This window comes from Roseibium album, assembly GCF_001404515.1.
GTDB classification, from domain to species: domain Bacteria; phylum Pseudomonadota; class Alphaproteobacteria; order Rhizobiales; family Stappiaceae; genus Roseibium; species Roseibium album.
The window spans coordinates 81,674-104,340 of record NZ_CXWE01000004.1 but is presented as its reverse complement, the minus strand read 5'-3'; the positions used below and the strand labels follow the sequence as shown (position 1 = coordinate 104,340).

Here is a 22,667-nt window from a genome sequence, read left to right as displayed (position 1 = left end):
AGGTCTTTGTTTGTTTCGGCTGGTCTTAGCACAGTGGGCCGGGATTAGGGTGTTGGAAAACGACATTCATTGCTGTTGTTGAAAAGCTGCCTGGGAAACGTCGACTTCAACCTGAAGATTTTCCTCCAGGCCTCCGAAACGGATGCCCCGGATGGGAGCAGCGGAACGGGAATCAAGACCGGTTGTCAGCCGAACGTACCGATCTGTCGGACAGATGGCGTTCGATACATCAAATGCAGTCCAGCCCAGCCCTTCAATCAGGACTTCCGCCCATGCATGGTGTGCTTCGGAGGCCTGTTCGTCTTCCAGAAGAAGATATCCGGATACATAACGGGCCGGAACGCCAATTGACCTGGTTGCAGCGATAAAAATGTGGGCGTGGTCCTGACAAACGCCTTCACCGGCCGCCAGTGCCGATGCCGCAGGCGCGTGCGTTTCCGTAACGCCGATCTTGTAGTCCACTTTCTCCCGGATCGCGTGCATGAGCGCGTGAAACCCCGAAATCCGGTCGTGGGTTTCTGCATGGGTGGCAAGTCTTCGGATGGCCTGGTTGGATTGGGTGAGGGGGGTCACCCTGGTGTAGAGGCGCGGTGGGACCACGGCATCGGGTTCGTGACCGAGCACACCGTCCGTATTCACCGTATCGACAATACCTGTCGCCGTAATTTCCACGTCTTCGACGGGTTCGCTGCGTGACACCATATGTACACGGTTGCCGAAAGCGTCCTTGTAGGTGGTCGCCCTTGCAATGCCGGGTGCGTCGATTTCCCATTCGACAACCTTTTGCGAAGGCCCGTCTTCCGGAGTCAGGCGCAGCTGCTGCATGGCGTTGGCGAGCGGGACGTCATAGCGGTAGCGGGTCGTGTGTCGGACTTTCAGTTGCATGCGGCACCGGAAAACAGGGTTTGTTGGTCAGGCAAAATTGTAGTCTTTCGAAAGCTGCAGCGCGAATTGGTTGTTCTTGCCGATGAAGTCGGTCAGAAAATCGTGCAGGCCATCATGGTAGATTTCGCGCATCTGTTTCTCGGATAGACCGCTGGCGATTTCCTTGGCAAGATCCAGGCTCGGCTCCCGGGAACTATAGAACTGCGCAAGTTCTTCGGCTGTATCAGCTATCCAGTTGTAGCAATGGGCCAAGGACCGCGGCATTTCCTTTCTCAAGATCAGGAACTCGGCAATGTTAAACGCCTTGAGCCTGGCATTTGGATAGGCGAACCGGTAGCTTCTGCGGCCTGAAAGAGCCCGGAGGATGGCTGACCATTGGTATCGTTCCATGGAGCCGTCATCAACAATGTCGCTGTCAGGCAGAAGCGCCCAATACTGCGTGTTCAGGATCCGGGCGGTGTTGTCGGTCCGTTCGACGAAATTGCCCATCTGCGAGAAAAAATAACCATCATCGCGCAGAATTGTGTTCAGGAGAGCTCCACGGAACAAGTGCGCACGCTGATTGACCCAGGCAAGGAAGTCCGGCAACCGTTCCTGCGTGATCGTCTGCGGATTGACCTCGATGAATTCTATCCACGTGGTGTTGATAGCTTCCCAGAGTTCAGCCGTGATGCCGGTGCGAACAGCTCGTGCATTGTTGCGGGCCAGTTCGAGACTGTTGCGCACACTTACCGGGTTCTCTTTTGAGAACATGAGGAAAACGGTCACATTCCGGATATTCAGTTCGTCGTATTTTTCACTGAAATCAGCGTCGCAGCCGGAGCAGGTGAGCGCGAAGGTCCAGTGCGTTCCGTGTTCCTGGCCCCTGTGGGACATCATTGCCCCGCGATAGGCGACTTCCAGCAACCGGGCAACGTTCTGGGCGCGCTCATGGTAGCGGGACATCCAAAACAGCGAAGAAGCGGTTCTTCCGAGCATAAACAGTCAGTCCTCGAGTACCCAGGTGTCCTTGGTGCCGCCGCCCTGGCTTGAGTTGACGACAAGTGAGCCCTTCTTGAGGGCTACGCGGGTCAGTCCACCAGGGGTGATGCGAACCTGGTCGCCAATCAGAACGAAGGGCCTTAGATCCACATGGCGCGGCGCGACACCGGATGCCACATGTGTCGGACAGGCGGAAAGCGCCAGGGTGGGCTGCGCGATGTAGTTTGAAGGCGTGGCCTCCAGAACTTTCCGGAATTCCGCAATCTCGCGTTTGGACGCCGTTGGGCCTATCAACATGCCATAGCCGCCCGAGCCGTGAACTTCCTTGACGACGATCTTCTCCAGATTGTCGAGAACGTAAGCCAGATCATCCGCTCTTGAGCAATTCCAGGTCGGGACATTCTTCAGTATCGGTTTCTGTCCCGTGTAGAACTCGATGATATCAGGAACGTAGGCGTAGATTGCCTTGTCGTCAGCAATGCCGGTTCCGGGCGCGTTGCAGATCGTGACATTGCCGGCCCGATAGGCATCGAACAGTCCGGGAACGCCCAGCATGCTGTCCGGATTGAAGGTGAGGGGGTCAAGGAAGGCGTCGTCGATGCGCCGGTAGATGACATCCACCTGTTCCGGTTCGCGGGTCGTACGCATGAAGACCTTGCCGGCATCGACGAACAGATCGCGTCCCTCGACCAGTTCCACACCCATGGAGTCGGCAAGAAAGGCGTGTTCGAAATATGCGGAATTGTAGATGCCTGGGGTCAATAATACGATCGTTTGCGCCGACTTCGACGGGTCGGGCGCGACACTCTCCAATGTCCTTCGCAACAATTCGGGATATTGCTCGACCGGTGCAACGCGGTGCGTCTGAAAGAGTTCGGGAAACAGACGCATCATGGTTTCCCGGTTTTCCATCATGTAGGAAACGCCGGATGGCGTGCGGGTGTTGTCTTCAAGAACGTAGAATTCGTTTTCGGAAACACGTACGAGATCCGTTCCGATTATGTGCGCATAGACCTTGCGTGCCGGCGTGAACCCGGCCATTTCAGGCAGAAATGCTTCGTTCTGCAGGATAAGGTCTGCCGGAATTCGGCCCGCCCTGAGGATCTCCTGACGATGATAGATGTCGTGCATGAAAGCGTTCAGGGCGCGAACGCGCTGATCGATGCCGGCCGAAAGCCTGCGCCATTCCGAAGCAGAGATGATGCGGGGTATGGGGTCGAACGGTATCAAACGTTCGGTTGCTTCCTGCGCGCCGTAGACTGCGAAGGTAATTCCGAGTCGGCGGAACACCATTTCCGCATCCCGGCTTTTTTTGGTCAGAAAATTTGCCGGTTTATCTTCGAGCCACGTGGCCAGCCTTGAATAGGGCGAGCGTGCGCCACCGGCATCGTCGAGCATTTCATTGAAGAAAGTCCGATCGTCCGCCATTGCCTCCCCTTAGCCTTGTTTGCTTGTTTCGCAATCATGGCAAAATTCCGGGAGGTGTCAAAGAACATTCTCGCGGCGCAGTTGCCCAGTGTTTAGGCAGTCATGTCACTCAGAAGACATCTAGTCTCTGTAACTGGCTGTGCCTTCGACCTTTGTGAATTGTCCCTTGCTGTCCACATGGACCTTCATTGTGTCGTCGGCACTCCAATAGGCGTAGTTGGTGAACTTGAAGATTTTCGGATAAATGGTCAGCTTGCCGCTTTTGGCGACTTCTTTCGTCTGCGTAACCGATAACATTCCGGTTTCGCTGCGCCCCGCAGGCTGGAGCTGGCTCAAGTTGATGCCGGGATGGCTGCCTTTGTTGCGGGACTGATACAAAACACCGCCGTAGACCACACAATCAATATGCAGTTTGCTGCGGCCGATACTTGGACCACCTCGCGTCGGCGCCCATCTGATGTCCGGATCGATGGAAAGCCACTCCGACACGCCGAAACCGAGGTGAATGGTTGTTCCGTCCTTGACCGGAATGTCCTTCATTTGCATGTAGACCGCACCGCCCTTGTTCTCGACCGAATACTTAGGAGAAATGTAATTCCAGCCGATTTCGTTATCGAGCAGATGCAGCTTCTGCCATTCATAAAAGATACCGGCGCCGGCGGAAACGGAAAGAGGGGTGGGGAGCAGATTGAATTGCGGTCCGGATTTAACGACACCAAGATCGTTTGTAATGTATTGAGCCAATCGCTTGCCGGATTCCTGAACGGCCCACTCGCCGGTCTTTTTGCCCGCATGCTTCATGACTTCCTTGAAAAGCTTGGCCCCGGACTTGATGCTGGCGTCCAGATCTCCAACCAATGACGCTTCCCAATCGACACCCGACGACGTGATGCCGTCCATCTCCCTTTCGGTCTTGCACCCGGTCACCAGCAGCAAGGCAAAAGCTGATCCGATTTCAGCCATGATGCCGGCTCTTTTTCCGACCACGAGCACCTGTACGGGCAACCGCTTGCTTCCCATGTTCCAGAGATCGAATTGAAAAACACTGCCACCGGCGAGTACCGAACCGGAAAATCCACCGCCCAAAAGCGCGATCCAGGTCGTGTCGGGATTATATAAAGACATTTCAAATCCTCCTGCGGGGCTGCAAAGGCCGCCCTAATTCACATGATAAAACCTCGGAAAATGAACAATTACGCTGCGTCAGACCCGATAATCCTATCCCCTTCGGCAAAACACAACGGTGTAACGAAAACCTTTGTAAATTTCCCTCAAATTCGCCGGTTTTTGAGGATTGACGTAGTCTCCCATAAGCCCATGTGCTGACTTTGCCTTGAACCTGGAACATGTTACGGCCTCTGTGAATGAGAATTGGGAGGACCGGATGAAAGAAGTTCTGGCCGAATTGGAACAGCGGCGCGACACGGCTCGACTTGGTGGTGGTCAACGCCGGATAGATTCGCAGCACTCCAAAGGCAAGCTGACGGCGCGTGAACGGATCGAGGTCCTGCTCGACGAAGGGTCCTTCGAAGAATTCGACATGTTCAAGCAGCATCGCTGTACCGAATTCGGTATGGAAGAGCAGCACATTCCTGGCGATGGCGTTGTGACAGGCTGGGGCACGGTCAATGGACGCACCGTTTATGTGTTTTCCAAGGATTTCACCGTTTTCGGTGGATCGCTGTCGGAAACGCATGCCGAAAAGATTACCAAGCTGCAGGACATGGCACTCCGCAACAGGGCGCCGATCATCGGCTTGTTCGATGCAGGCGGCGCACGCATTCAGGAAGGCGTCGCGGCGCTGGGCGGCTATGGTGAAGTGTTTCAGCGCAATGTGCTGGCGTCCGGAGTGATTCCTCAGATTTCCCTGATCATGGGGCCATGTGCCGGTGGCGATGTCTATTCGCCCGCCATGACCGATTTCATTTTCATGGTGCGTGACACGTCTTACATGTTCGTCACCGGGCCCGATGTCGTGAAGACCGTGACCAATGAAACCGTGACCGCTGAAGAACTCGGCGGAGCTTCTGTTCACACCGTGAAATCATCGATAGCTGACGGAGCTTTTGACAACGATGTCGAGGCACTCTTGGAGATGCGCCGGCTGATCGATTTCCTGCCGATGAACAATCAGGCAGATCTGCCGGAATTGACACATTTCGATGACCCGGATCGCATCGACACGAGCCTGGATACACTTATCCCTGACAATCCGAACAAGCCGTATGACATGCGCGAACTTGTCCTGAAGACTGTCGATGAAGGGGACTTCTTCGAGATCCAGAAGAATTTTGCCGGCAATATCATTACCGGGTTCGGGCGCATGGAAGGCCGGTCGGTCGGGATCATCGCAAACCAGCCGATGGTGCTTGCAGGTGTGCTGGATTCCGACGCCAGCCGGAAAGCCGCACGTTTCGTACGTTTTTGCGACTGTTTCAACATACCGATCGTGACTTTTGTCGACGTTCCCGGATTCCTCCCTGGAACCGCACAGGAATATGGCGGTCTGATCAAACACGGCGCCAAGTTGTTGTTTGCTTACGCCGAGGCGACGGTGCCGAAAATTACGGTGATCACCCGAAAGGCCTACGGCGGTGCTTACGACGTGATGAGCTCAAAGCATATTCGCGGCGATCTGAACTATGCCTGGCCAAGTGCGGAAATTGCGGTGATGGGAGCCAAGGGCGCGGTTGAAATTCTCTATCGTTCCGAATTGGGTGACACAGACAGGATTGCTCAACGGACGAAGGACTACGAAGACCGTTTCGCAAATCCGTTCGTGGCAGCAGAGCGCGGCTATATCGACGATGTCATCCGACCGCATTCAACGCGGAGGCGTGTTGCCAAAGGGCTGGCCTTGCTGCGGTCAAAACAAGACGAGATGCCGTGGAAAAAGCACGACAATATTCCGCTCTGAACACAGGGCCTTGATTTCCAGGACAGTGACTAACGAGTGCGGGCCGGTTCAACCGGCCCGTATCGCATCAGTTCCAGCGATTGAAGCCACCTCGCGGGAAAAGCGGTTCCTTGCATTCGTAGGCGACCGGACATTTGCGATGGTCGCGTGTCGGGCCATACTGAACGAAAAGTTCCTGATTGAAGTCGCAGTAACTTCTGTTCGAGACAAACATCGAATAGGTGTGCTGACCGGTTGTAAAAACCACGGCGCCATGCTGTCTCACCATATTCTGTGCCTGCTGGCAGGACATCTGGCGCAGGTCCGGCCTGGCTTCGGCGGCGGTTGCCATAAAGATGCTTCCGAGCATTAGAGCAACGGTCGCTAAACGGTACTTTTTCATCTCTGCCTCCGTTGGTGTCTGGCTTTGAAAAGACAAGCCCAACCCCATTTCGGGTTTCAGACTTCACCCTGTCATAAAACTAGTCACGCCCGTTCAGGGGCGCTCTACACTTTCAAGTGTGCTTTAGGCATTGTGTAAGTAGTGTGATCGGCACCACATAAAGTGCCATTTAACCGACTGATGCACCAGCGTAAGTTTCCTCACGAACCGCATGAATGCCGATGTCGGCCACTACCTGGCTCGCGCCTGGCGCACGCGGGGTAAATCCTGAAGGTCGTCGGCATGTGCGTCGCAGCGGCACTGGTTCTTTCCCGCACCTATCCCAGCCATCCGTATTACCACCTCTCGCCCTTTGGATAAGTTGCGCTGGTTTGGTGTGCGGCCTACAAACGAGAAAATGATCCAGTTGGGTGGAAATACATGTTTTCGAAAATTCTTGTTGCCAACCGGGGCGAGATCGCTTGCCGGGTCATGAAAACGGCGCGGCGCATGGGGATCAGCACTGTCGCGGTCTACTCGGACGCGGATCGGGATGCGCTTCATGTCGAATTGGCAGATGAGGCCGTCCATATTGGCCCGGCGACGGCAGCGGAGTCCTACCTGGTCGCCGAAAAAATCATCGAGGCCTGCAAGCAGACCGGCGCCGAGGCCGTGCATCCCGGTTACGGCTTCTTGTCGGAACGTTCGAGCTTTCCCGGCGCTCTGGCGAAAGAAGGCATTGTCTGGATTGGCCCCAATACCAGGGCGATCGAGGCGATGGGCGACAAGATCGAGTCAAAGAAATTCGCCAACGACGCAAATGTGAGCACGGTTCCCGGGCATCTGGGTGTCATCGAGACACCCGAGCAGGCCGTCGAAATCGCAAAGGACATCGGTTTTCCGGTCATGATCAAGGCATCGGCCGGCGGTGGCGGCAAGGGCATGAGAATTGCCTGGAACGCCGACGAAGTAAGGGACGGTTACGCCAGATCGAAATCGGAAGCTGCGTCTTCCTTCGGCGACGACCGGGTCTTTATCGAGAAGTTCATTGAAAACCCGCGGCACATTGAAATCCAGGTTCTGGGCGACAAGCACGGCAACGCGATTTACCTTGGTGAACGTGAGTGTTCCATTCAGCGGCGGAACCAGAAAGTGATAGAGGAAGCTCCATCACCGCTTCTGGACGAGGAAACCCGCCGAAAGATGGGCGAGCAGGCCGTGGCTCTTGCCAAGGCCGTCGACTATGACAGTGCCGGAACTGTCGAATTTGTTGCAGGACAGGACAAAAGCTTTTTCTTCCTGGAAATGAACACGCGCCTGCAGGTAGAGCATCCGGTTACCGAACTGATTACCGGTGTCGATCTCGTGGAGCAGATGATCCGTGTCGCGGCCGGTGAAAAACTCGCCCTGACCCAGGATGAGGTGCAATTGAACGGCTGGTCGGTTGAAAGCCGCATCTATGCGGAAGATCCTTACCGCAATTTCCTTCCCTCCATAGGGCGTCTTGTCCGGTACCAGCCGCCTGAAGAAGTCGCCGGCGAGGATGTGACGATCCGCAACGATACGGGTGTCGTCGAGGGGTCGGAAATTTCCATGTTCTACGATCCGATGATCGCCAAGCTGATCACGCATGCTCCGACCCGGGATGAAGCGATCGATGCGATGAGTTCCGCGCTTGATGCTTTCTATGTCGATGGCATCCAGCACAATGTCCCGTTCCTGACCGCCTTGATGAACCATCCACGCTGGCGCTCGGGCGACCTTGCAACGAGTTTCATCGCCGATGAATATCCGGACGGGTTCTTGCCGGCAGTTCCGGACGATCCCGCGTATTCGGTGCTTGCCGCGGTCGCCTTGTCTATGGGTGCTCTGGAACGAGAACGGCTCGACCATCTTCCCGGACGGCTCCGGCCGCATTCAGGGGATGTTCGAGAGGATTGGGTCGTCAAACTGGACAAGACCTACGTGCCCATCCGGCTCGCCGCCGGGTTCCCGGGCACACCGGTCGAACTGGATGTTGCCATCGGTGACGGTCCGATCATGAATGTCAAATCTGACTGGTGTCCCGGTGATGTTCTCTGGTCCGGGAAAGTCGGCTCCAGGGATGTGACAGTGCAGGTGCGGCCGGTCACCGGCGGATACCGCCTCGATTGGCAGGGTTATTCCGTTGTCGCGAGTGTGATGACGCCGCGTGTTGCAGAGCTTGACGGGTTGATGCCGGAGAAATTGCCACCGGACACATCCAGGATGCTGCTCTGTCCGATGCCAGGGCTCGTTGTATCTATCGCGGTGGAAGAAGGCCAGGAAGTCAAGGCGGGCGAACAGCTGGCGGTCGTCGAGGCAATGAAGATGGAAAACGTGCTCCGTGCTGAGCGCGACTGTGTGATTTCTGCCATCAAGGCGACGCCGGGAGACAGTCTCGCCGTTGACGCCGTCATCATGGAATTTTCCTGACGCGAAAGATTGACAGGGTCTTCTTTCCGGTTCTAATGCAGCGGCCCGCGACACTTCTGTCCGGGCCGATTCCATCGGTAGTCATCGAGGATCCATGCCTTACAAGACCCTGTTGTTCGATCTTGATGGTACACTCACAGATCCATTTGACGGCATTACACGGTCCATCCAGTACGCACTGGAAAAGATGGACGCGCCTGTGCCCGAGGCAAAGGATCTTCACTGGTGTATTGGCCCTCCGCTCTGGGAGAGTTTCGAGGTTTTGCTGAACACGGGTGATCGCTCGGTGCAGGATAGAGCGGTTGCTTACTACCGGGAGCGGTATACGGTTTCGGGGCTTTACGAAAACACGCTTATCGACGGGATTACCAACCTGCTCGAGGCGTTGCGAAAGGCCGGTCTTGATCTCCACGTGTGTACCTCGAAGCCGCATGCCTATGCGGGAAAAATTGTCGAACATTTCGACATGATGCCGCATTTCGGCAAGGTCTACGGTTCCGAATTGAGCGGACACCGGTCCGCCAAGGCAGACCTTATCGCCCATATTCTGGAAGAAGAGAGATTGTCTGCCGCGCAAACGTTGATGATCGGTGATCGAAAGCATGACCTTATCGGGGCAAATGCGAACGGCGTTGCCGGTATCGGTGTTCTCTGGGGCTATGGAAGTCGTGAGGAACTGGAAGGGGAAGGGCCGGTTCTGGTCGCGGCAAAGCCCTCCGAAATCCTGCAACTCGTGCAGAAAGCGGCTTGATTCCAGACGTTCCATCCGGAAAGTGCAAGATTTTGTCTGTTGCCAATTCTCCTCATGTTGCAGGCAATTGGACATTGCAGACCATGTCCGGCTTTTCGCAACACTCTGATCATTGTAGAAGAGCAGGGACAAACAACTCGAATTTTTGAGCATTCAAGATGTAATCCGCTCGCGCACTTTGCCGAAAACAAGTCGATCCGAAAGATAGGGATTGACGATTTTGCAATACCGGACGTCAGACCAGACAAGTTGTTTAACGCCTGTTAATACGGCGATTGATGGCGCTTGACCTATTGGGTTGATTTCGTCCGGACAAGATCGAGCGATATCATGGAACTTGTGAAATACCCGCGCACGCGGCACTTGGAGGGGTCGCGTCTTCAGCAGGGTGACATTGGCGAAGACAAGCCTGTCACAGAACTGGCGGGCATACCCGTTGTTGTCGAAGAAAAGATCGACGGTGCCAACTGTGCTGTTTCCTTCAGTGCAAATGGAGAACTGCGCCTTCAAAGTCGCGGCCACTACCTGACCGGCGGTCATCGCGAACGCCATTTCAACCTCCTCAAAACATGGGCATCCATTCACGCGTCGGCATTCTGCGAAGTGCTTGGAACGCGGTACATCATGTTTGGTGAGTGGCTCTATGCCAAACATACGAGCTTCTACGATCGGCTGCCGCACTACTTTCTCGAGTTTGATGTCTACGACCGGGAAGAAGCCCGTTTTCTCAGTACCACTGGTCGAAGAAACCTGCTCGGAGGGCTTCCCGTCATGCCGGTGCCAGTTGTTCATGACGGACAACTGACCTCTGTCGCGCAAGTGGAGAAACTGATGAAGCCGTCTCTCTACAAGTCGGCGGAATGGCAGGACGCCTTGAAGCGGGCGGCGGAAGCCTCGAAAAACCGGCTTGATATGGTCGACCAGCAAACGGAAGACAGCGATCTCGCGGAAGGTCTCTACATCAAGACGGAAGATGAGAGATTTGTTCTGGACAGGTTCAAATTTGTCAGGGGAGGGTTCATCCAAACTCTCTCAGATTCCGACAGTCACTGGCAGTCGCGACCGATCCTGCCCAATCAACTTGCCGATGGCATTGATATCTTTGCGGCGGTTCTGGGCGTGAAAGGAGCGTATGATGAGCACGAGTAAGCCTGCTCGGACCTCCTATGGGGCCCTCCTTGAACTTGTACCGACCGCGCCGGTATGGAAGGTGGACTGGCAGCGGATTTGGCCGCTCTGGCAACATCTCGGTGCCCTGGACAGTTGTCCCCAGGACCCGCACTATCACGGCGAAGGCGATGTCGGAACCCATACACGTATGGTCGTGGAGGCCCTGGTGTCGCTGCAGCGTTGGCGGGACCTTTCAACCAGGCAACGCTCCTGCGTTTTCTGGGCTGCGGTTCTCCACGACATCGGCAAACCGGCGACCACGAGCTTTGAGGGAAATGGTCGCATTTCGTCGCGGGGGCATTCGAGGCTCGGTGCGCGAATCGCAAGGCATCTGTTGTGGGAAGCCGGAGCCCCGTTCGATTGGCGGGAGCAAGTCTGCGGATTGATTGTCTGCCATCAGATTCCATTCTGGCTTATCGAACGGGAAGACTGCCAAAGGCAGGCCATCAAGACCTCCTGGAAATGCCAGGCTGACCTTGTTTGTCTTCATGCCGAAGCCGACGCAATGGGTCGCATTTGTGCAGATCAGCGGTCCATTCTGGACAACGTTGCCCTGGCCGAACAGCTGTTTGAGGAAAACGGCAGTCTCCGCGAACCGTTTGCCTTCGCCAATGACGAGAGCCGTGTTGCTTTTTTTGAAAAACAGGATCGGGATCCTTTTTTCGAAGCCTACGAAAGCTTCAATTGCAATGTCACCCTCATGTCGGGACTGCCCGGTGCGGGGAAAGACACCTGGATCCGGTCAAATCGACCTGACCTGCCTGTTGTCAGCCTCGATACGGTTCGAGAAAGCATGGGCGGGCGGGCGACCGGCAACCAGGGAAGGGTGATACAGGCCGCCTACGAACTGGCGCGCTCTTATCTGCGAAAGGGACAGGACTTCGTCTGGAATGCCACCAACATCTCCGAACAACTCAGGGGCAAACCCATCCGTTTGTTCAGAGAATACGGCGCTCGCGTCGAAATCGTCTACGTGGAGCCATCATTGGCCGTGCTTTACGATCAGAACCTGAACAGGTCTGCGGCCATACCGGATACCGCATTGACCAATCTTGTGCAGAAACTTGAACCACCGGGTGAGACAGAAGCGCATGAGGTAATTCGGAATGTCGAGCACTTCGACATGATGTCGTAGATCGGGAAAGCCCGGCTCTCGGAGTTGAGTGGCCACAGGTTTGACCGGGCAGACCTGTGGCACATACTCCGGCGGCAAAGTGTTGTCTGCTGCAGACATGGCGAAGATCGGTGATCGGACACATGACCCTATCGGCGCAAATGAGAACGGCGTTGCCGGTATCGGTGTTCTCTCTGGCGATGGAAGTCGAACAGAATTCGAAGCCGAGAATCCGGTTCTGATTGCCAAGAACCCTACCGATATTTCAGCGATACTGAAAAAGTAGCCCGACTGGCATTGTCACTCATGCTTTTCCCGGATAGATAAGCCGTAAGAGAACAGTTCTCGGGGCGGGGTGAAAGTCCCCACCGGCGGTATCAGGGAAACCTGGAGCCCGCGAGCGCCTTGGCAGGTTCAGCGAATGCCGAGGGTCAGCAGATCCGGTGAGATGCCGGGGCCGACGGTTATAGTCCGGATGATAGAGAACTTGGTTACGGTCCGACTTTCGGATCCGCTGACACGTGTCTTTTGAGACTGTTCTGGACGAACAACTGGAACGAGATGGACAATGTCGGCACAATACAATTTTTCCTCCAGGAAACCGCTGTTCGCAGCATTGGCAATGGTCGGGGCGGGCGCGTCCTTCGCACTTGTCAACGGTGCCCTTCAGGCATCGACGATGCAACTCGGGGTGTCATCGACTTCCGCAGCTTTCTGGCAATATGCAATCGGCCTGGCCGTGGCGTTGCCCTGGGTTTTGCGTCGCGGTGTTTCCGCCTTGAAAACACAACAAATCGGCTGGCATCTGTTCCGCGGTTTTCTCGCGGTGATCGGAATCCAGTTGTGGGTCGCCGGCCTTGCACGCGTTGAGATCTGGCAGGCCATTGCACTCGTCATGACATCCCCTTTCTTCGTCATCATTGGCGCGAAACTGTTCTTTCAAGAGCGCGTTGGACCGGTTCGCTGGCTTGCAACAATCGCCGGCTTCGGTGGAGGAATGGTAATTCTCGAACCGTGGACCGAAACATTCAACTGGGGCGCGTTGCTACCGCTCGGAGCTGCAGCGTTTTGGGCCGGAACATCTCTCGTGACAAAGAAACTTACGGCAAGTGAGAACGCGGATTCGATAACGGTCTATCTGCTTCTTCTTTTAACACCGGTAAACGCGCTCCTGGCATTGGGCGAAGGAGGCCTTGTGCCACCGGGAGCAGCGCTGTGGCTGTTGGTCGGCGCCGGTATCCTGACGGTTCTGGCAAACTACCTTTTGACACTGGCCTATCAGAGTGCGGACGCAGCGTTTGTACAGCCTTTCGATCATCTGAAGTTGCCGTTGAATATCGCTGTCGGTTTCCTTGCGTTCGGTTTTGCTCCCACGGGTACCTTTTGGCCGGGAGCGCTTGTGATCGTCGGCGCGTCGCTGCTGGTCATGCTGGACGAAAAAAAGCGAACGAGCTCCGAGATTGCTGCACATGGCAAGCCTTGACCAATTGCTATTGAACAAGTGGCATTTCCGACCCAGGCGAGCTTGATTTAAGATCTCCGCTTCCATTGGAAAGGGTTACAATGTCTGACTTGTTGACCATTCATGTGCTGATCGAAGGCCGGGTTCAAGGTGTCGGATATCGGGCCTGGTGTGCCGACGAGGCCATTGCCCGGGATCTGTCCGGCTGGGTGCGCAACTTGAAATCGGGAGCGGTGGAGGCGGTGTTTTCCGGTAACAAGGAGACTGTCTCGGACATGCTCGATGCGGTGTGGCACGGCCCGAGATTTGCCAGGGTAAGGACTGTGAACGAACTCGACGTTGTTGAGCCGTCAAACGGATCATTCGAGATCAGGGATACTGCGTAAGGGCCTGTGATTCCACCAAGTTGTGTATCAATTGGGAGATTTGGCATTGAATTGTCATTGAATTATCGCAATGATCTGATTTCTCGTGTGCAACAATCAGATCGGCGCTTTTGTTCTTTGCTGCCTAACTAGGGAGACTTCTCGTGAAGATTGCGATTCTCGGTGGTGACGGTTTCGTCGGATGGCCTACATCCCTGCATCTGTCCGACCAGGGCGACGAAGTTCATGTCATCGACAATCTGAGCCGCCGCTGGATCGATGCCGAGCTGGGTGTACAGTCACTCACGCCGATGGACTCCATCCAGGAGCGCACGCGCATCTGGAAGCAGGAGACCGGAAGGACAATCCATTTCCATCTGATCGACATTGCGGAAGATTATGAGGTCTTCAAGGGCTGGCTGGACGACAATCGCCCGGACGCAATAATTCATTTTGCCGAGCAGCGTGCTGCGCCCTATTCGATGAAATCGGACCAGCACAAGAACTACACCGTCAACAACAACGTCAATGCGACGCATCATCTGCTGAATGCGATGGTCGAGCTTGAACTTGACGCGCATCTGGTTCACCTCGGAACCATGGGTGTTTACGGCTATTCGAGTGTCGGTGCTGCCATTCCGGAAGGTTATCTGGATGTGGAAGTTGAGACGCTTTCGGGCGAGAAGGCCGCTCAGGAGATCCTATATCCGGCCAATCCCGGGTCGATCTATCACATGACCAAGTGCCTCGATCAGCTTCTCTTCCAGTTCTATGCGAAAAATGACGGTCTCAGGATTACCGATCTGCACCAGGGAATCGTCTGGGGCACGCATACCGAACAGACACGGCGCCACAAACAGCTGATCAACCGGTTCGATTATGATGGCGACTATGGCACGGTGCTCAACCGGTTCCTGATCCAGGCAGCGATCGGTTATCCCCTGACCGTACATGGTACCGGAGGCCAGACCAGGGCCTTTATTCATATTCAGGATTCAGTACGCTGTATCGAACTTGCGCTGCAGAATTCACCTCAGCGCGGTGACCGTGTGAAAGTGTTCAACCAGATGACGGAAACACACCGCGTCAGGGATCTCGCGGAGCTGATTTCCCGTCTGACGGATGCAAAGGTCGCTTACTTGCCCAATCCGCGCAAAGAGGCAGCTGAAAACGATCTTGTGGTCAAAAACGGACAGTTTCTTCAGCTGGGCCTTGATCCGATCCGGCTCGAAGACGGCCTGCTTGAGGAAGTTGTCGATGTGGCCAAGGCCTTCGCCTACCGCGTCGATCGCAGCCGGGTGCCAGCGGTTTCTGCCTGGACACGGGAAATCGCCTCCGAAATCGAGCTTGATCCGGAGCATCCGCGTCTGAAATCAGTTTCCTGAAGGCAGGCAGATGGCAAACGGACCTCAGTTCGATCGCCCGGCCGGTGCTCGCAATGCCTATGTGAGCCTCGTAACAAATCGGGACTACGTGCTCGGGGCAACGGCTCTCTTGAGGTCGCTCCGCCGGACGAATACCGAAGCCGACCTGGTCGTGCTTTACACGCCGGGCGTCGATGATGAAGATCTTGTCGCGCTGAAGTCCTTCGAACCACGCCTGGGACGCTGCGATCGGCTGCCGACCTCCGGTGATTTCAACGAAAGGCACGAGAAAGGCCGCCTGCACAGGGCTGCGCCTTTCACGAAAGGTGGCAAGCCGGTCTTTCATACGCCGCTCGACAACTTCGTAAAACTCCGCCTGTGGCAGCTTGCGGAATATGATCGCGTGGTCTTCATCGATGCCGACGCGCTGGTCCTGCAGAATTGCGACAGGCTGTTCGACTATCCCGAATTCAGCGCAGCTCCCAATGTTTATGAAGGACTTGCCGATTTTCACCGTCTCAACAGCGGTGTTTTCACCGCGCGGCCAAGCCTGGAAACTTATGAAAACATGCTGACGGCACTGGACCGGCCGGACGCATTCTGGAGGCGGACCGACCAGACTTTTCTGGAAAATCACTTTCCCGATTGGCACGGGCTGCCGGTTTTCTACAACATGCTGCAATATGTCTGGTTTAATCTGCCCGATCTCTGGAGCTGGAAGGAGATCCATATTCTCCACTACCAGTATGAAAAGCCGTGGCAGGCAGCGCACGACAAGGCCGAACGGCTTCGGCCGCTGATCGAACTCTGGCAGTCTTTTGCGACGGGAGACGGCATGCCGGCGGATACAACCCGGTTGCCCGGTCCCGCGGATTGGGCCGAGCAACAGGCGTCCTGAGATGCATGTTCTGATCACCGGTGCAAGCGGAACGGTCGGGCGTTTTGTTGCCAGCCACATGCTTGGAAAAGGACACCGTGTCACGGCCCTTGGCCGGGCTCCGATCAAGGAATTGCCGGTCGCCTATTCTCCCTATGATCTTTCAGACCCCGCACCTGTGCTGCCCGCTGCAGACGTGGTCGTCCACTGTGCCCTAAGGCATGAGCCGGGCAAGTTCCGCGGCGGGGAAGGGCAGGATCCGGAACGGTTCCGGCATCTGAATGTCGAGGGAACAAAGGCACTTTTCTCGGCAGCAAGAGAGGCCGGCTGCCGAAAGGCTGTTTTTCTTTCCAGCAGGGCTGTCTACGGTGATCATCGGGCTGGCGAGGTGTTGCTGGAAACCGACGATCCGTCGCCGGACACGCTTTATGGCAAGGTCAAGCTGGCCGGCGAAAAATTGCTGGCGGATTGTTGCGACGGCGGATTTTACGGAACCGTGCTCCGAGCGACCGGCATCTATGGGCTTGCCCCCGGCGCATCATCTCACAAATGGTCCGGCCTGTTCGATGACTTTCTGTCCGGCAGTCCGGTCGATCCCAGATGCGGAACAGAAGTCCATGGCGACGACCTTGCCTCGGCGGTTGCTTTGACGACTACCTGTTCCCCGGAGACAAAAAACTTTGAAGTGTTCAACGTTTCCGATCTTGTGCTTGATCGACACACGCTGCTGAAAATGCTGCGGGCTACCTGCGGCCAGGGAGGCGAACTGCCGCCAAAGTCTGCGGCCTTGCCGGGAACCATGGACACGGAGAAACTGCACGCGCTCGGATGGAAGCCCGGCGGTGTGTCCAGGTTGAGTTCGTTCCTGGAAACCTGCTGTTGCAGGACCGAGGTCTAGTCGGTATCAGCGGAAACGACCGGCCCAAAAACCTTTTCGAACTCGGCGCGCAGGATCATGTCGTTTTCTGCCATGCTCACGGGAATGCCGAGATCGACCAGGCTGGTAACACCGTGATCGGTCACTCCGCAGGGCACGATGCCGGAGAAATGCTCGAGTTCGGGTTCGACATTGAAGCTGATCCCGTGAAAGGTGACCCACCTGCGAAGCCGGATCCCGATTGCCGCGATCTTGTCTTCCGTTACTGCACCCTTTTCGGGACGCTGTACCCAGACACCGACCCTGTCTTCCCTGCGCTCGCCACGGATGTGATAGTGCCAGAGGGAGCTGATGAGCCAGCTCTCTACGGCGGCAACAAAGGCCCGGACGTCCTGTTTGCGCCGTTTCAGGTCCAGCATCAGGTAGGCTACACGTTGACCCGGCCCATGATAGGTATGCTGGCCACCGCGCTTGGTCTTGTAGACGGGAAAGCGGTCTGGCGCGACGAGATCAGTGTCTTCCGCCCTGGTTCCGGCGGTGTAAAGCGGGGGGTGTTCCAGCAGCCAGACCTGTTCGCGCGCTTTTCCGGAAATGATTCTCTCGACCCGATCATCCATTTCTGCAAGCGCGGTTTCATAGTCGACAAGCTCGTCCGAAATTCTCCACTCAACCGGGTCAGACCCGGATTTCGGCAGAAAACTGAGGGAAATCTCGTCTCTATCGGCTGGTGACATGTGGATGACACTTCTTTGTTTTTTGAGCTGGCTTGCCGGGCCGTGATATGGTGGGGCGCTGGCGGGTTCCGCCCTATTTAAGGATCTTGGTGTCTTATGACCACCTTTGACGAAATCAAAGTCGACATTTCCGTGGTGCTTGGCGAATCCGAAATGCCGGTTCATCAGCTTCTGCGCATGGGCCGTGGTGCTGTAATCGATCTGGACGTGTCGGAGGACGACGACGTCATGATCTACGCCAACAACACGCTGGTGGCGCGTGGGCAGGTCGTGCTGCTTGGCGAGCGGATAGGAATCTCGATCACCGAGGTTTTGATGCGTCCGCCGGAAATCAGACCGATGCGGATCGACGGTCCGCTGTAACCCCGGCGTGAAGAAAATTCGTGCGCCTGTGAATTATTGCGACATCGGCTCTTGCGCGCCCAAATTCCTTTTGCTACACGGGGCGCCTCGACGCTGACAGCTTCGGGAAACAATCGAATATGCGGTCGTGGCGGAATTGGTAGACGCGCAGCGTTGAGGTCGCTGTGGGGTAAAACCCGTGGAAGTTCGAGTCTTCTCGACCGCACCATTCATTTGATTGGGACATGTCTCAAGAGGCCGCTTTCGAGCGGCCTTTTTGATTCAGTGCAACGCTTGGGAAGTCGATTGACGCATTTTGCCTATCGGAGAGACGGTTTCTCTGCCGGGTGATCGCCTATTCCGGCTGCAGGCTCTCAGAAGCCTTGTCGCGTACGGCTCAGAGCTTCCAGGTGCAAACGGGCGTGGTGTCGATCCGCGCGCTGAAAAAGCGGAACAAGATCGTCTTCCGGGAAATCCCGTTGCCGCAGTCCCTGGTCGAGGATCTCGGAAAGGTGTTCGCGGCCGAGTTCGCCGGCGACCAAGCCGCGCCGCTCTGGTCGGTGTCCCGGTCGACAGCCTGGCGGCATCTGAAACACGTCATGGCGGTTGCCGGTATCACCGGACCGCAGGTCAATCCGAAGGGGCTGCGGCATGCCTACGGCATCCACGCGATCGCCTCGAGCGTGCCGCTGCACATGCTGCAACGCTGGCTTGGTCATGCTGACATGAAGACGACGGCGATTTATGCGCAGGCCGTCGGGCCGGAAGAGCGGCAGATCGCAGCAAGGATGTGGTAATGCCTAAGTTGCTTGGCTGACGAGATAGAAGTAGCCAACAGCTCCGACGACGATCAACACCAACACAACCACGACAATCCAGAAAAGCATAGGTGTTTCCTTTCGAAGGCGAGGAGCCTTGGACCATCATGTCCATCGGATTGCGCCACTGGGCGCATCGACTCTGAACAATGACGATTGGTACAACCTCAGTATAAAGGAAATTTCTCAAGATAAAGACCGGTTACGTCAGCCTCTTCTAGCTTTTTCTTCAAAGAATTAGAGATGAACCGCCCAGGGTCCACATGTTTGTCAATCCATACATTATGCGTTCCAATCGTTTTTTTGAAAAAGCAAATTCACCAATTCCAGGTAGCCATACGCGTCCATCAAAATCTGAAGTCGTACGTTCCCTATCCATGGAGTCTATTCGCGTACAAATATTGAAAAAAAACATCTGATTCGCTAACGAACCGCCTTCAAGGTATATTTGTATTTGAAAGAACTGATGCACGTATTCATCAATATCCTCAACAATATATTTAACTTTCTCGGAAACTAATAATATATTCCTGTGAAATAAGATATCTGGAGGCAATTTTTCTGTGCTTCTCCATTCCATTTTTGTGGGGACATACTTTGATTTGACAGCGCGGCCAGCATAAGTTCTACCTGGTTCAAAGAGTGGATTTAGGCCAACATCAAGAGTTGTATCCAAATATTCTATCATCGATGTATCACCATCGAGATAGCGTCGTTCAACAAACGGACGTCCCATTCCTTTAGCGTTGAAACTCCAGACAAAATCACTGCTCATCGTGCTTTCCTGATGCTATGCAAATTTCGATATGCTTGTTTGCTCTAGCACGTTTGGAGTGAATTCCTGAACTCGCTCTGTTGGGTGCTGTGGAACGTCCGTCAATTTCCGAAGCCCTGTATGCTCGCCCCGAGATCAGTGCGCATCTTCGCCACAAGCGGCCGAGTTCGCCGGCGACCAGGCCGCGCCGCTCTGGTCGGTGTCCCGGTCAACTACATGGCGGCATCTGAAACACGTCATGGCCGTTGCCGGCATCACCGGACAACAGGCCAATCCGAAGGGGCTGCGGCACGCCTATGGCATCCACGCAATCGCCTCGAGCGTGCCGCTGCACATGCTGCAACGCTGGCTTGGTCATGCGGACATGAAAACAACCGCGATCTATGCTCAGGCCGTCGGGCCGGAAGAACGGCAGATTGCGGCGCGGATGTGGTGAAGAGCGTTACACAACCAGTGTCCTCTTTCAGAGTGACACGCGAAACTGATGCATGTTGAACTACTGGAGCCATGCGGGACAAAATGTAAGCTCGTCTTGCATGGTCGAACGGGCGCAACAGCACTCAATAAAAACGGTTAATTTGCTCAGTGTCACGTTCCACTGGAATTGAGTTCGCTTTAAAGTGGTGCGGCACCGCGGCGACCAAAATTAAAGATATTGCGGCCAAATTCCTGGACATTATCTTTGGAGATAATTTTGTGATTTACATCAAAGTTCTTAAGAAGATAGTCGAATACATTTATAGTGAAATTTATGTTATCGGTACACATCCACTCAGTATTTCCGACTTGACCAAATGGCCCGGAAAGCAAAATTTTCTGCAAGTCTTTACCAAGGTCTTTCGTGAAAGTGAAAGTTTGACCACCTTGGGCGCCAACGGTGATCTGCTGGCCGACTATGTTCTCGTTAAATTGAAATTTCAGAAACCTGAATGTCGGGTTATGCGTTCTATACCCGGACCTGACAGCATCTAGGTCGCCGTCTTTGGTGATGCCAAATTTGCAAAATATGATCATCTTTTTTGCGTTGTGATCCGACAGTATGCACTTGCCGTTATCTCCGAAATCCGGCGTCACCACGAAGTAGCAAAACATTGACCGACCTTTGGTTAAACCTGGTTGCGATACAATTGACGTGGAACTGACCCGTTAGTCGATTGTCAGGTTGCAAGTTATGGTGCGGAATGGATAAAGACAACCATTGCGTTTATATCCTTTGCTCGCATTACCGAACCGAAGGCTTTTTTCGAAGGAGTCGCGGCATGCCTATGGTATCCACGCCATCGCCTCGAGCGTGCCGCTGCACATGCTGCAACGCTGGCTTGGTCATGCTGACATGAAGACAACGGCGATCTATGCTCAGGCGGTGGGCCGGAAGAACGGCAGATCGCGGCAAGGATGTGGTAGGTAGCGCTAATTCTTAGGCTATTCACACCTGAAAGAAGCTGTTGGCAGCGCCCAGCCGGCCGAAGGAATCGTCGCTGAATACACAGCGTCCTTATTGTGCTTTTGGCATTCTTCTTGCGCCAAGCTTGCCATTTTCGCTACGTCGTGCGCTGCTGGATCGTATTGTATGAGCACGTTTGAAGGGTTTGAGGAAACAACGGACTGGCAACCAGCAAGGCCAAAAGTCACAAGAAATCCAATTGCAAAAAGTTTGTAAGTCATTGTTGCCCCAGCACGAATCATTATTTGTTGGGTGTAACCATATCCGGGCCAGAGAGCTCGCGCAACCTAGGTTGCACTTCTTTGAAATCTCAACTTCTGTACTCAATTGGCGCAAACCCTGCTGCGTCATAGACATGACCAGTGCTGCTTTCAATTGTGTGTCCACTTGTCTCTAATGGCCGCACTAACAGGGAGGCTCTCCAGTCATGTGCGGTCGTTACACTCTTGCCAAACCGTGGCGTGAAATTCATGCGCTTTACCGATTGAACGACAAGGACGCGGAGCGCAACACCGCGGCTCGCTACAACATTGCGCCGACACAGGATGTGCCGTTCGTGCATCTCGACAAAGAAGGATCTCAAGTCGTTTCCGAAGGGCGTTGGTGGCTCGTGCCACATTGGGCAAAAGAACTTCAGAGCAAGTACCCAATGTTCAATGCAAGGTCGGAAGACGCTGAGAAGAAACCGTCCTTCCGGGAGGCTTACAAATCAAAACGCTGCCTGATACCGGGGGACGGCTGGTATGAGTGGACCAAGGGCGATGACGGTGGCAAGGATCCCTGGTTCATCCATCTCGCTGATGGTTCGCCGTTCTCTTTTGCCGGACTCTGGGCCTACAATACCAATGCCGAAGTCACGTCTTGCACGATCTTGACAGCCGCGGCCGTCTCGCCGATCGATCAGGTTCACAACCGCATGCCGATCGTGCTTTCGCCCGAGCATTATGATGCCTGGCTGGATCCGGCTACGGCAGTGAGCGATGCCAAGGCGCTTCTGTCCAACAATCTCGGAGCAAGCTTCGAGTTCTATCGTGTTGGTCGGGAGGTCAATTCGTCCAGGACGGGGAACGACCCTGGATTGATCGAACGGATTGAATAACCGGCTTCAATCCTTCGGAGCTGTCGACGCCGGCCCTGCGTGAAAGTGCGTCCGGTCACCGGTGAGCTTCTTAGCAAGATCATCAATAGTGTCGGCGACTTAGCCGGCGCTTTTGTATTCTGGCGAGCCGATCATTGCCTGACACATGACCTGGACTGCGCCGGTGCGGCCGGAACCGGGTTTTTCAAGGGCTGGATCTTTGTTGATGGTCCTTCGACCGCTTCGACGTGTCATGCCGGATCTCGTATTTGTTCCTGCAATGTTCTAGGTGCAGGGCCGAAAAAAGAAAGGCAACACAATGAACATTCTAACCAGTCTCTGCCGCAGCACGCCGCACATCGAGAATTCGCATTAAGTAATTGGCAAGCATCAGAATTTCTACAACTTCTTGCGCTGTTTCGAAGTCAATGTTTCGATGTGATTGAGGGTTTCTCAGTGCCAAATCGGTC

23 protein-coding genes, 1 tRNA gene and 1 riboswitch are annotated in these 22,667 nt (G+C 55.0%); of the genes, 17 read left to right on the top strand and 7 right to left on the bottom strand.

The annotated features are described in order from the left end of the window. Positions 1-66 precede the first annotated feature (66 nt). From LA5095_RS13660 to LA5095_RS13645, 4 genes are all read right to left on the bottom strand, one after another. Positions 67-885, bottom strand: coding sequence for a transglutaminase family protein (locus LA5095_RS13660; RefSeq protein WP_055115882.1), 819 nt, complete (start codon positions 883-885; stop codon positions 67-69). 27 nt (positions 886-912) lie between these two features. Next, the gene (locus LA5095_RS13655) at positions 913-1,863 is read right to left on the bottom strand and encodes an alpha-E domain-containing protein (RefSeq protein ID WP_055115880.1); all 951 of its coding nucleotides are present in this window, start codon (positions 1,861-1,863) and stop codon (positions 913-915) included. Between the two features lie 6 nt (positions 1,864-1,869). Beyond that, positions 1,870-3,294 (bottom strand): circularly permuted type 2 ATP-grasp protein, encoded by a 1,425-nt coding sequence (locus tag LA5095_RS13650; RefSeq protein ID WP_029061810.1) that lies wholly within the window; start codon positions 3,292-3,294, stop codon positions 1,870-1,872. Positions 3,295-3,414: 120 nt separating this feature from the next. After that, complete coding sequence (locus LA5095_RS13645) at positions 3,415-4,419, bottom strand: hypothetical protein (RefSeq protein ID WP_055115878.1); 1,005 nt, start codon at positions 4,417-4,419, stop codon at positions 3,415-3,417. Between the two features lie 259 nt (positions 4,420-4,678). On the opposite strand from LA5095_RS13645, the gene LA5095_RS13640 reads away from it, so the two are divergent. Further along, positions 4,679-6,211 (top strand): acyl-CoA carboxylase subunit beta, encoded by a 1,533-nt coding sequence (locus tag LA5095_RS13640; protein WP_055116816.1) that lies wholly within the window; start codon positions 4,679-4,681, stop codon positions 6,209-6,211. A gap of 67 nt (positions 6,212-6,278) precedes the next feature. On the opposite strand, the gene LA5095_RS13635 is transcribed toward LA5095_RS13640, so the two are convergent. After that, the gene (locus LA5095_RS13635) at positions 6,279-6,593 is read right to left on the bottom strand and encodes a hypothetical protein (protein WP_029061813.1); all 315 of its coding nucleotides are present in this window, start codon (positions 6,591-6,593) and stop codon (positions 6,279-6,281) included. A 420-nt stretch (positions 6,594-7,013) separates the two neighbouring features. Here LA5095_RS13635 and LA5095_RS13630 point away from each other — a divergent pair, with 420 nt between their 5' ends. The 10 genes from LA5095_RS13630 to LA5095_RS13585 all read left to right on the top strand — a co-directional run bounded on the left by LA5095_RS13630 (position 7,014) and on the right by LA5095_RS13585 (position 17,027). Continuing rightward, positions 7,014-9,026 carry an acetyl-CoA carboxylase biotin carboxylase subunit gene (locus tag LA5095_RS13630; RefSeq protein WP_055115876.1) on the top strand — a complete coding sequence of 671 codons (2,013 nt, stop codon included), beginning with the start codon at positions 7,014-7,016 and terminating at the stop codon, positions 9,024-9,026. A gap of 94 nt (positions 9,027-9,120) precedes the next feature. Further along, on the top strand, positions 9,121-9,777 hold the full coding sequence (locus LA5095_RS13625) for an HAD family hydrolase (protein WP_055115874.1): 657 nt from the start codon (positions 9,121-9,123) through the stop codon (positions 9,775-9,777). A 330-nt stretch (positions 9,778-10,107) separates the two neighbouring features. Continuing rightward, a complete protein-coding gene (locus LA5095_RS13620; protein WP_055115873.1) occupies positions 10,108-10,926 on the top strand; it encodes an RNA ligase family protein in 819 nt (272 codons plus the stop codon). Next, positions 10,913-12,082: an AAA family ATPase gene (locus LA5095_RS13615; protein ID WP_055115871.1), complete on the top strand. Its 1,170-nt coding sequence runs from the start codon at positions 10,913-10,915 to the stop codon at positions 12,080-12,082. The genes LA5095_RS13620 and LA5095_RS13615 overlap by 14 nt, the downstream gene beginning before the upstream one ends. A 28-nt stretch (positions 12,083-12,110) precedes the next feature. Further along, the gene (locus LA5095_RS13610; RefSeq protein WP_055115869.1) at positions 12,111-12,347 is read left to right on the top strand and encodes an HAD hydrolase-like protein; all 237 of its coding nucleotides are present in this window, start codon (positions 12,111-12,113) and stop codon (positions 12,345-12,347) included. A gap of 51 nt (positions 12,348-12,398) precedes the next feature. Further along, positions 12,399-12,552: riboswitch (FMN riboswitch) on the top strand. Positions 12,553-12,629: 77 nt separating this feature from the next. Continuing rightward, positions 12,630-13,544, top strand: a complete 915-nt coding sequence (locus LA5095_RS13605) for a DMT family transporter (protein WP_055115867.1) — start codon at positions 12,630-12,632, stop codon at positions 13,542-13,544. A gap of 80 nt (positions 13,545-13,624) precedes the next feature. Beyond that, positions 13,625-13,909, top strand: coding sequence for an acylphosphatase (locus tag LA5095_RS13600; protein ID WP_055115865.1), 285 nt, complete (start codon positions 13,625-13,627; stop codon positions 13,907-13,909). A 143-nt stretch (positions 13,910-14,052) separates the two neighbouring features. After that, a complete protein-coding gene (locus tag LA5095_RS13595; protein WP_055115863.1) occupies positions 14,053-15,273 on the top strand; it encodes an NAD-dependent epimerase/dehydratase family protein in 1,221 nt (406 codons plus the stop codon). 10 nt (positions 15,274-15,283) lie between these two features. Next, on the top strand, positions 15,284-16,150 hold the full coding sequence (locus tag LA5095_RS13590; RefSeq protein ID WP_055115861.1) for a glycosyltransferase: 867 nt from the start codon (positions 15,284-15,286) through the stop codon (positions 16,148-16,150). Position 16,151: 1 nt separating this feature from the next. Next, positions 16,152-17,027, top strand: coding sequence for an NAD-dependent epimerase/dehydratase family protein (locus LA5095_RS13585; RefSeq protein ID WP_055115859.1), 876 nt, complete (start codon positions 16,152-16,154; stop codon positions 17,025-17,027). On the opposite strand, the gene lipB is transcribed toward LA5095_RS13585, so the two are convergent. Then, the gene (gene lipB, locus LA5095_RS13580; RefSeq protein WP_055115858.1) at positions 17,024-17,740 is read right to left on the bottom strand and encodes a lipoyl(octanoyl) transferase LipB; all 717 of its coding nucleotides are present in this window, start codon (positions 17,738-17,740) and stop codon (positions 17,024-17,026) included. The two genes, LA5095_RS13585 and lipB, sit on opposite strands and share 4 nt — an antisense overlap. A gap of 96 nt (positions 17,741-17,836) precedes the next feature. Between lipB and LA5095_RS13575 the strand changes: the two genes are divergently transcribed. The 3 genes from LA5095_RS13575 (at position 17,837) to LA5095_RS13565 (ending at position 18,879) form a co-directional block, all read left to right on the top strand. Beyond that, on the top strand, positions 17,837-18,103 hold the full coding sequence (locus tag LA5095_RS13575) for a FliM/FliN family flagellar motor switch protein (RefSeq protein ID WP_055115856.1): 267 nt from the start codon (positions 17,837-17,839) through the stop codon (positions 18,101-18,103). 121 nt (positions 18,104-18,224) lie between these two features. Continuing rightward, positions 18,225-18,311, top strand: a tRNA-Leu gene (locus LA5095_RS13570). Positions 18,312-18,387: 76 nt separating this feature from the next. After that, positions 18,388-18,879 carry a tyrosine-type recombinase/integrase gene (locus tag LA5095_RS13565; protein ID WP_082442403.1) on the top strand — a complete coding sequence of 164 codons (492 nt, stop codon included), beginning with the start codon at positions 18,388-18,390 and terminating at the stop codon, positions 18,877-18,879. A 250-nt stretch (positions 18,880-19,129) separates the two neighbouring features. On the opposite strand, the gene LA5095_RS13560 is transcribed toward LA5095_RS13565, so the two are convergent. Then, positions 19,130-19,675 carry an imm11 family protein gene (locus LA5095_RS13560; RefSeq protein ID WP_055115853.1) on the bottom strand — a complete coding sequence of 182 codons (546 nt, stop codon included), beginning with the start codon at positions 19,673-19,675 and terminating at the stop codon, positions 19,130-19,132. Positions 19,676-19,874: 199 nt separating this feature from the next. Here LA5095_RS13560 and LA5095_RS13555 point away from each other — a divergent pair, with 199 nt between their 5' ends. The 3 genes from LA5095_RS13555 to LA5095_RS13545 all read left to right on the top strand — a co-directional run bounded on the left by LA5095_RS13555 (position 19,875) and on the right by LA5095_RS13545 (position 22,218). Beyond that, positions 19,875-20,111, top strand: coding sequence for a tyrosine-type recombinase/integrase (locus LA5095_RS13555; protein ID WP_268873253.1), 237 nt, complete (start codon positions 19,875-19,877; stop codon positions 20,109-20,111). Between the two features lie 149 nt (positions 20,112-20,260). Further along, complete coding sequence (locus LA5095_RS32390; protein WP_144435985.1) at positions 20,261-20,647, top strand: hypothetical protein; 387 nt, start codon at positions 20,261-20,263, stop codon at positions 20,645-20,647. A gap of 899 nt (positions 20,648-21,546) precedes the next feature. Further along, positions 21,547-22,218, top strand: coding sequence for an SOS response-associated peptidase (locus tag LA5095_RS13545; protein ID WP_055115847.1), 672 nt, complete (start codon positions 21,547-21,549; stop codon positions 22,216-22,218). The last annotated feature ends 449 nt before the right edge of the window (positions 22,219-22,667 follow it).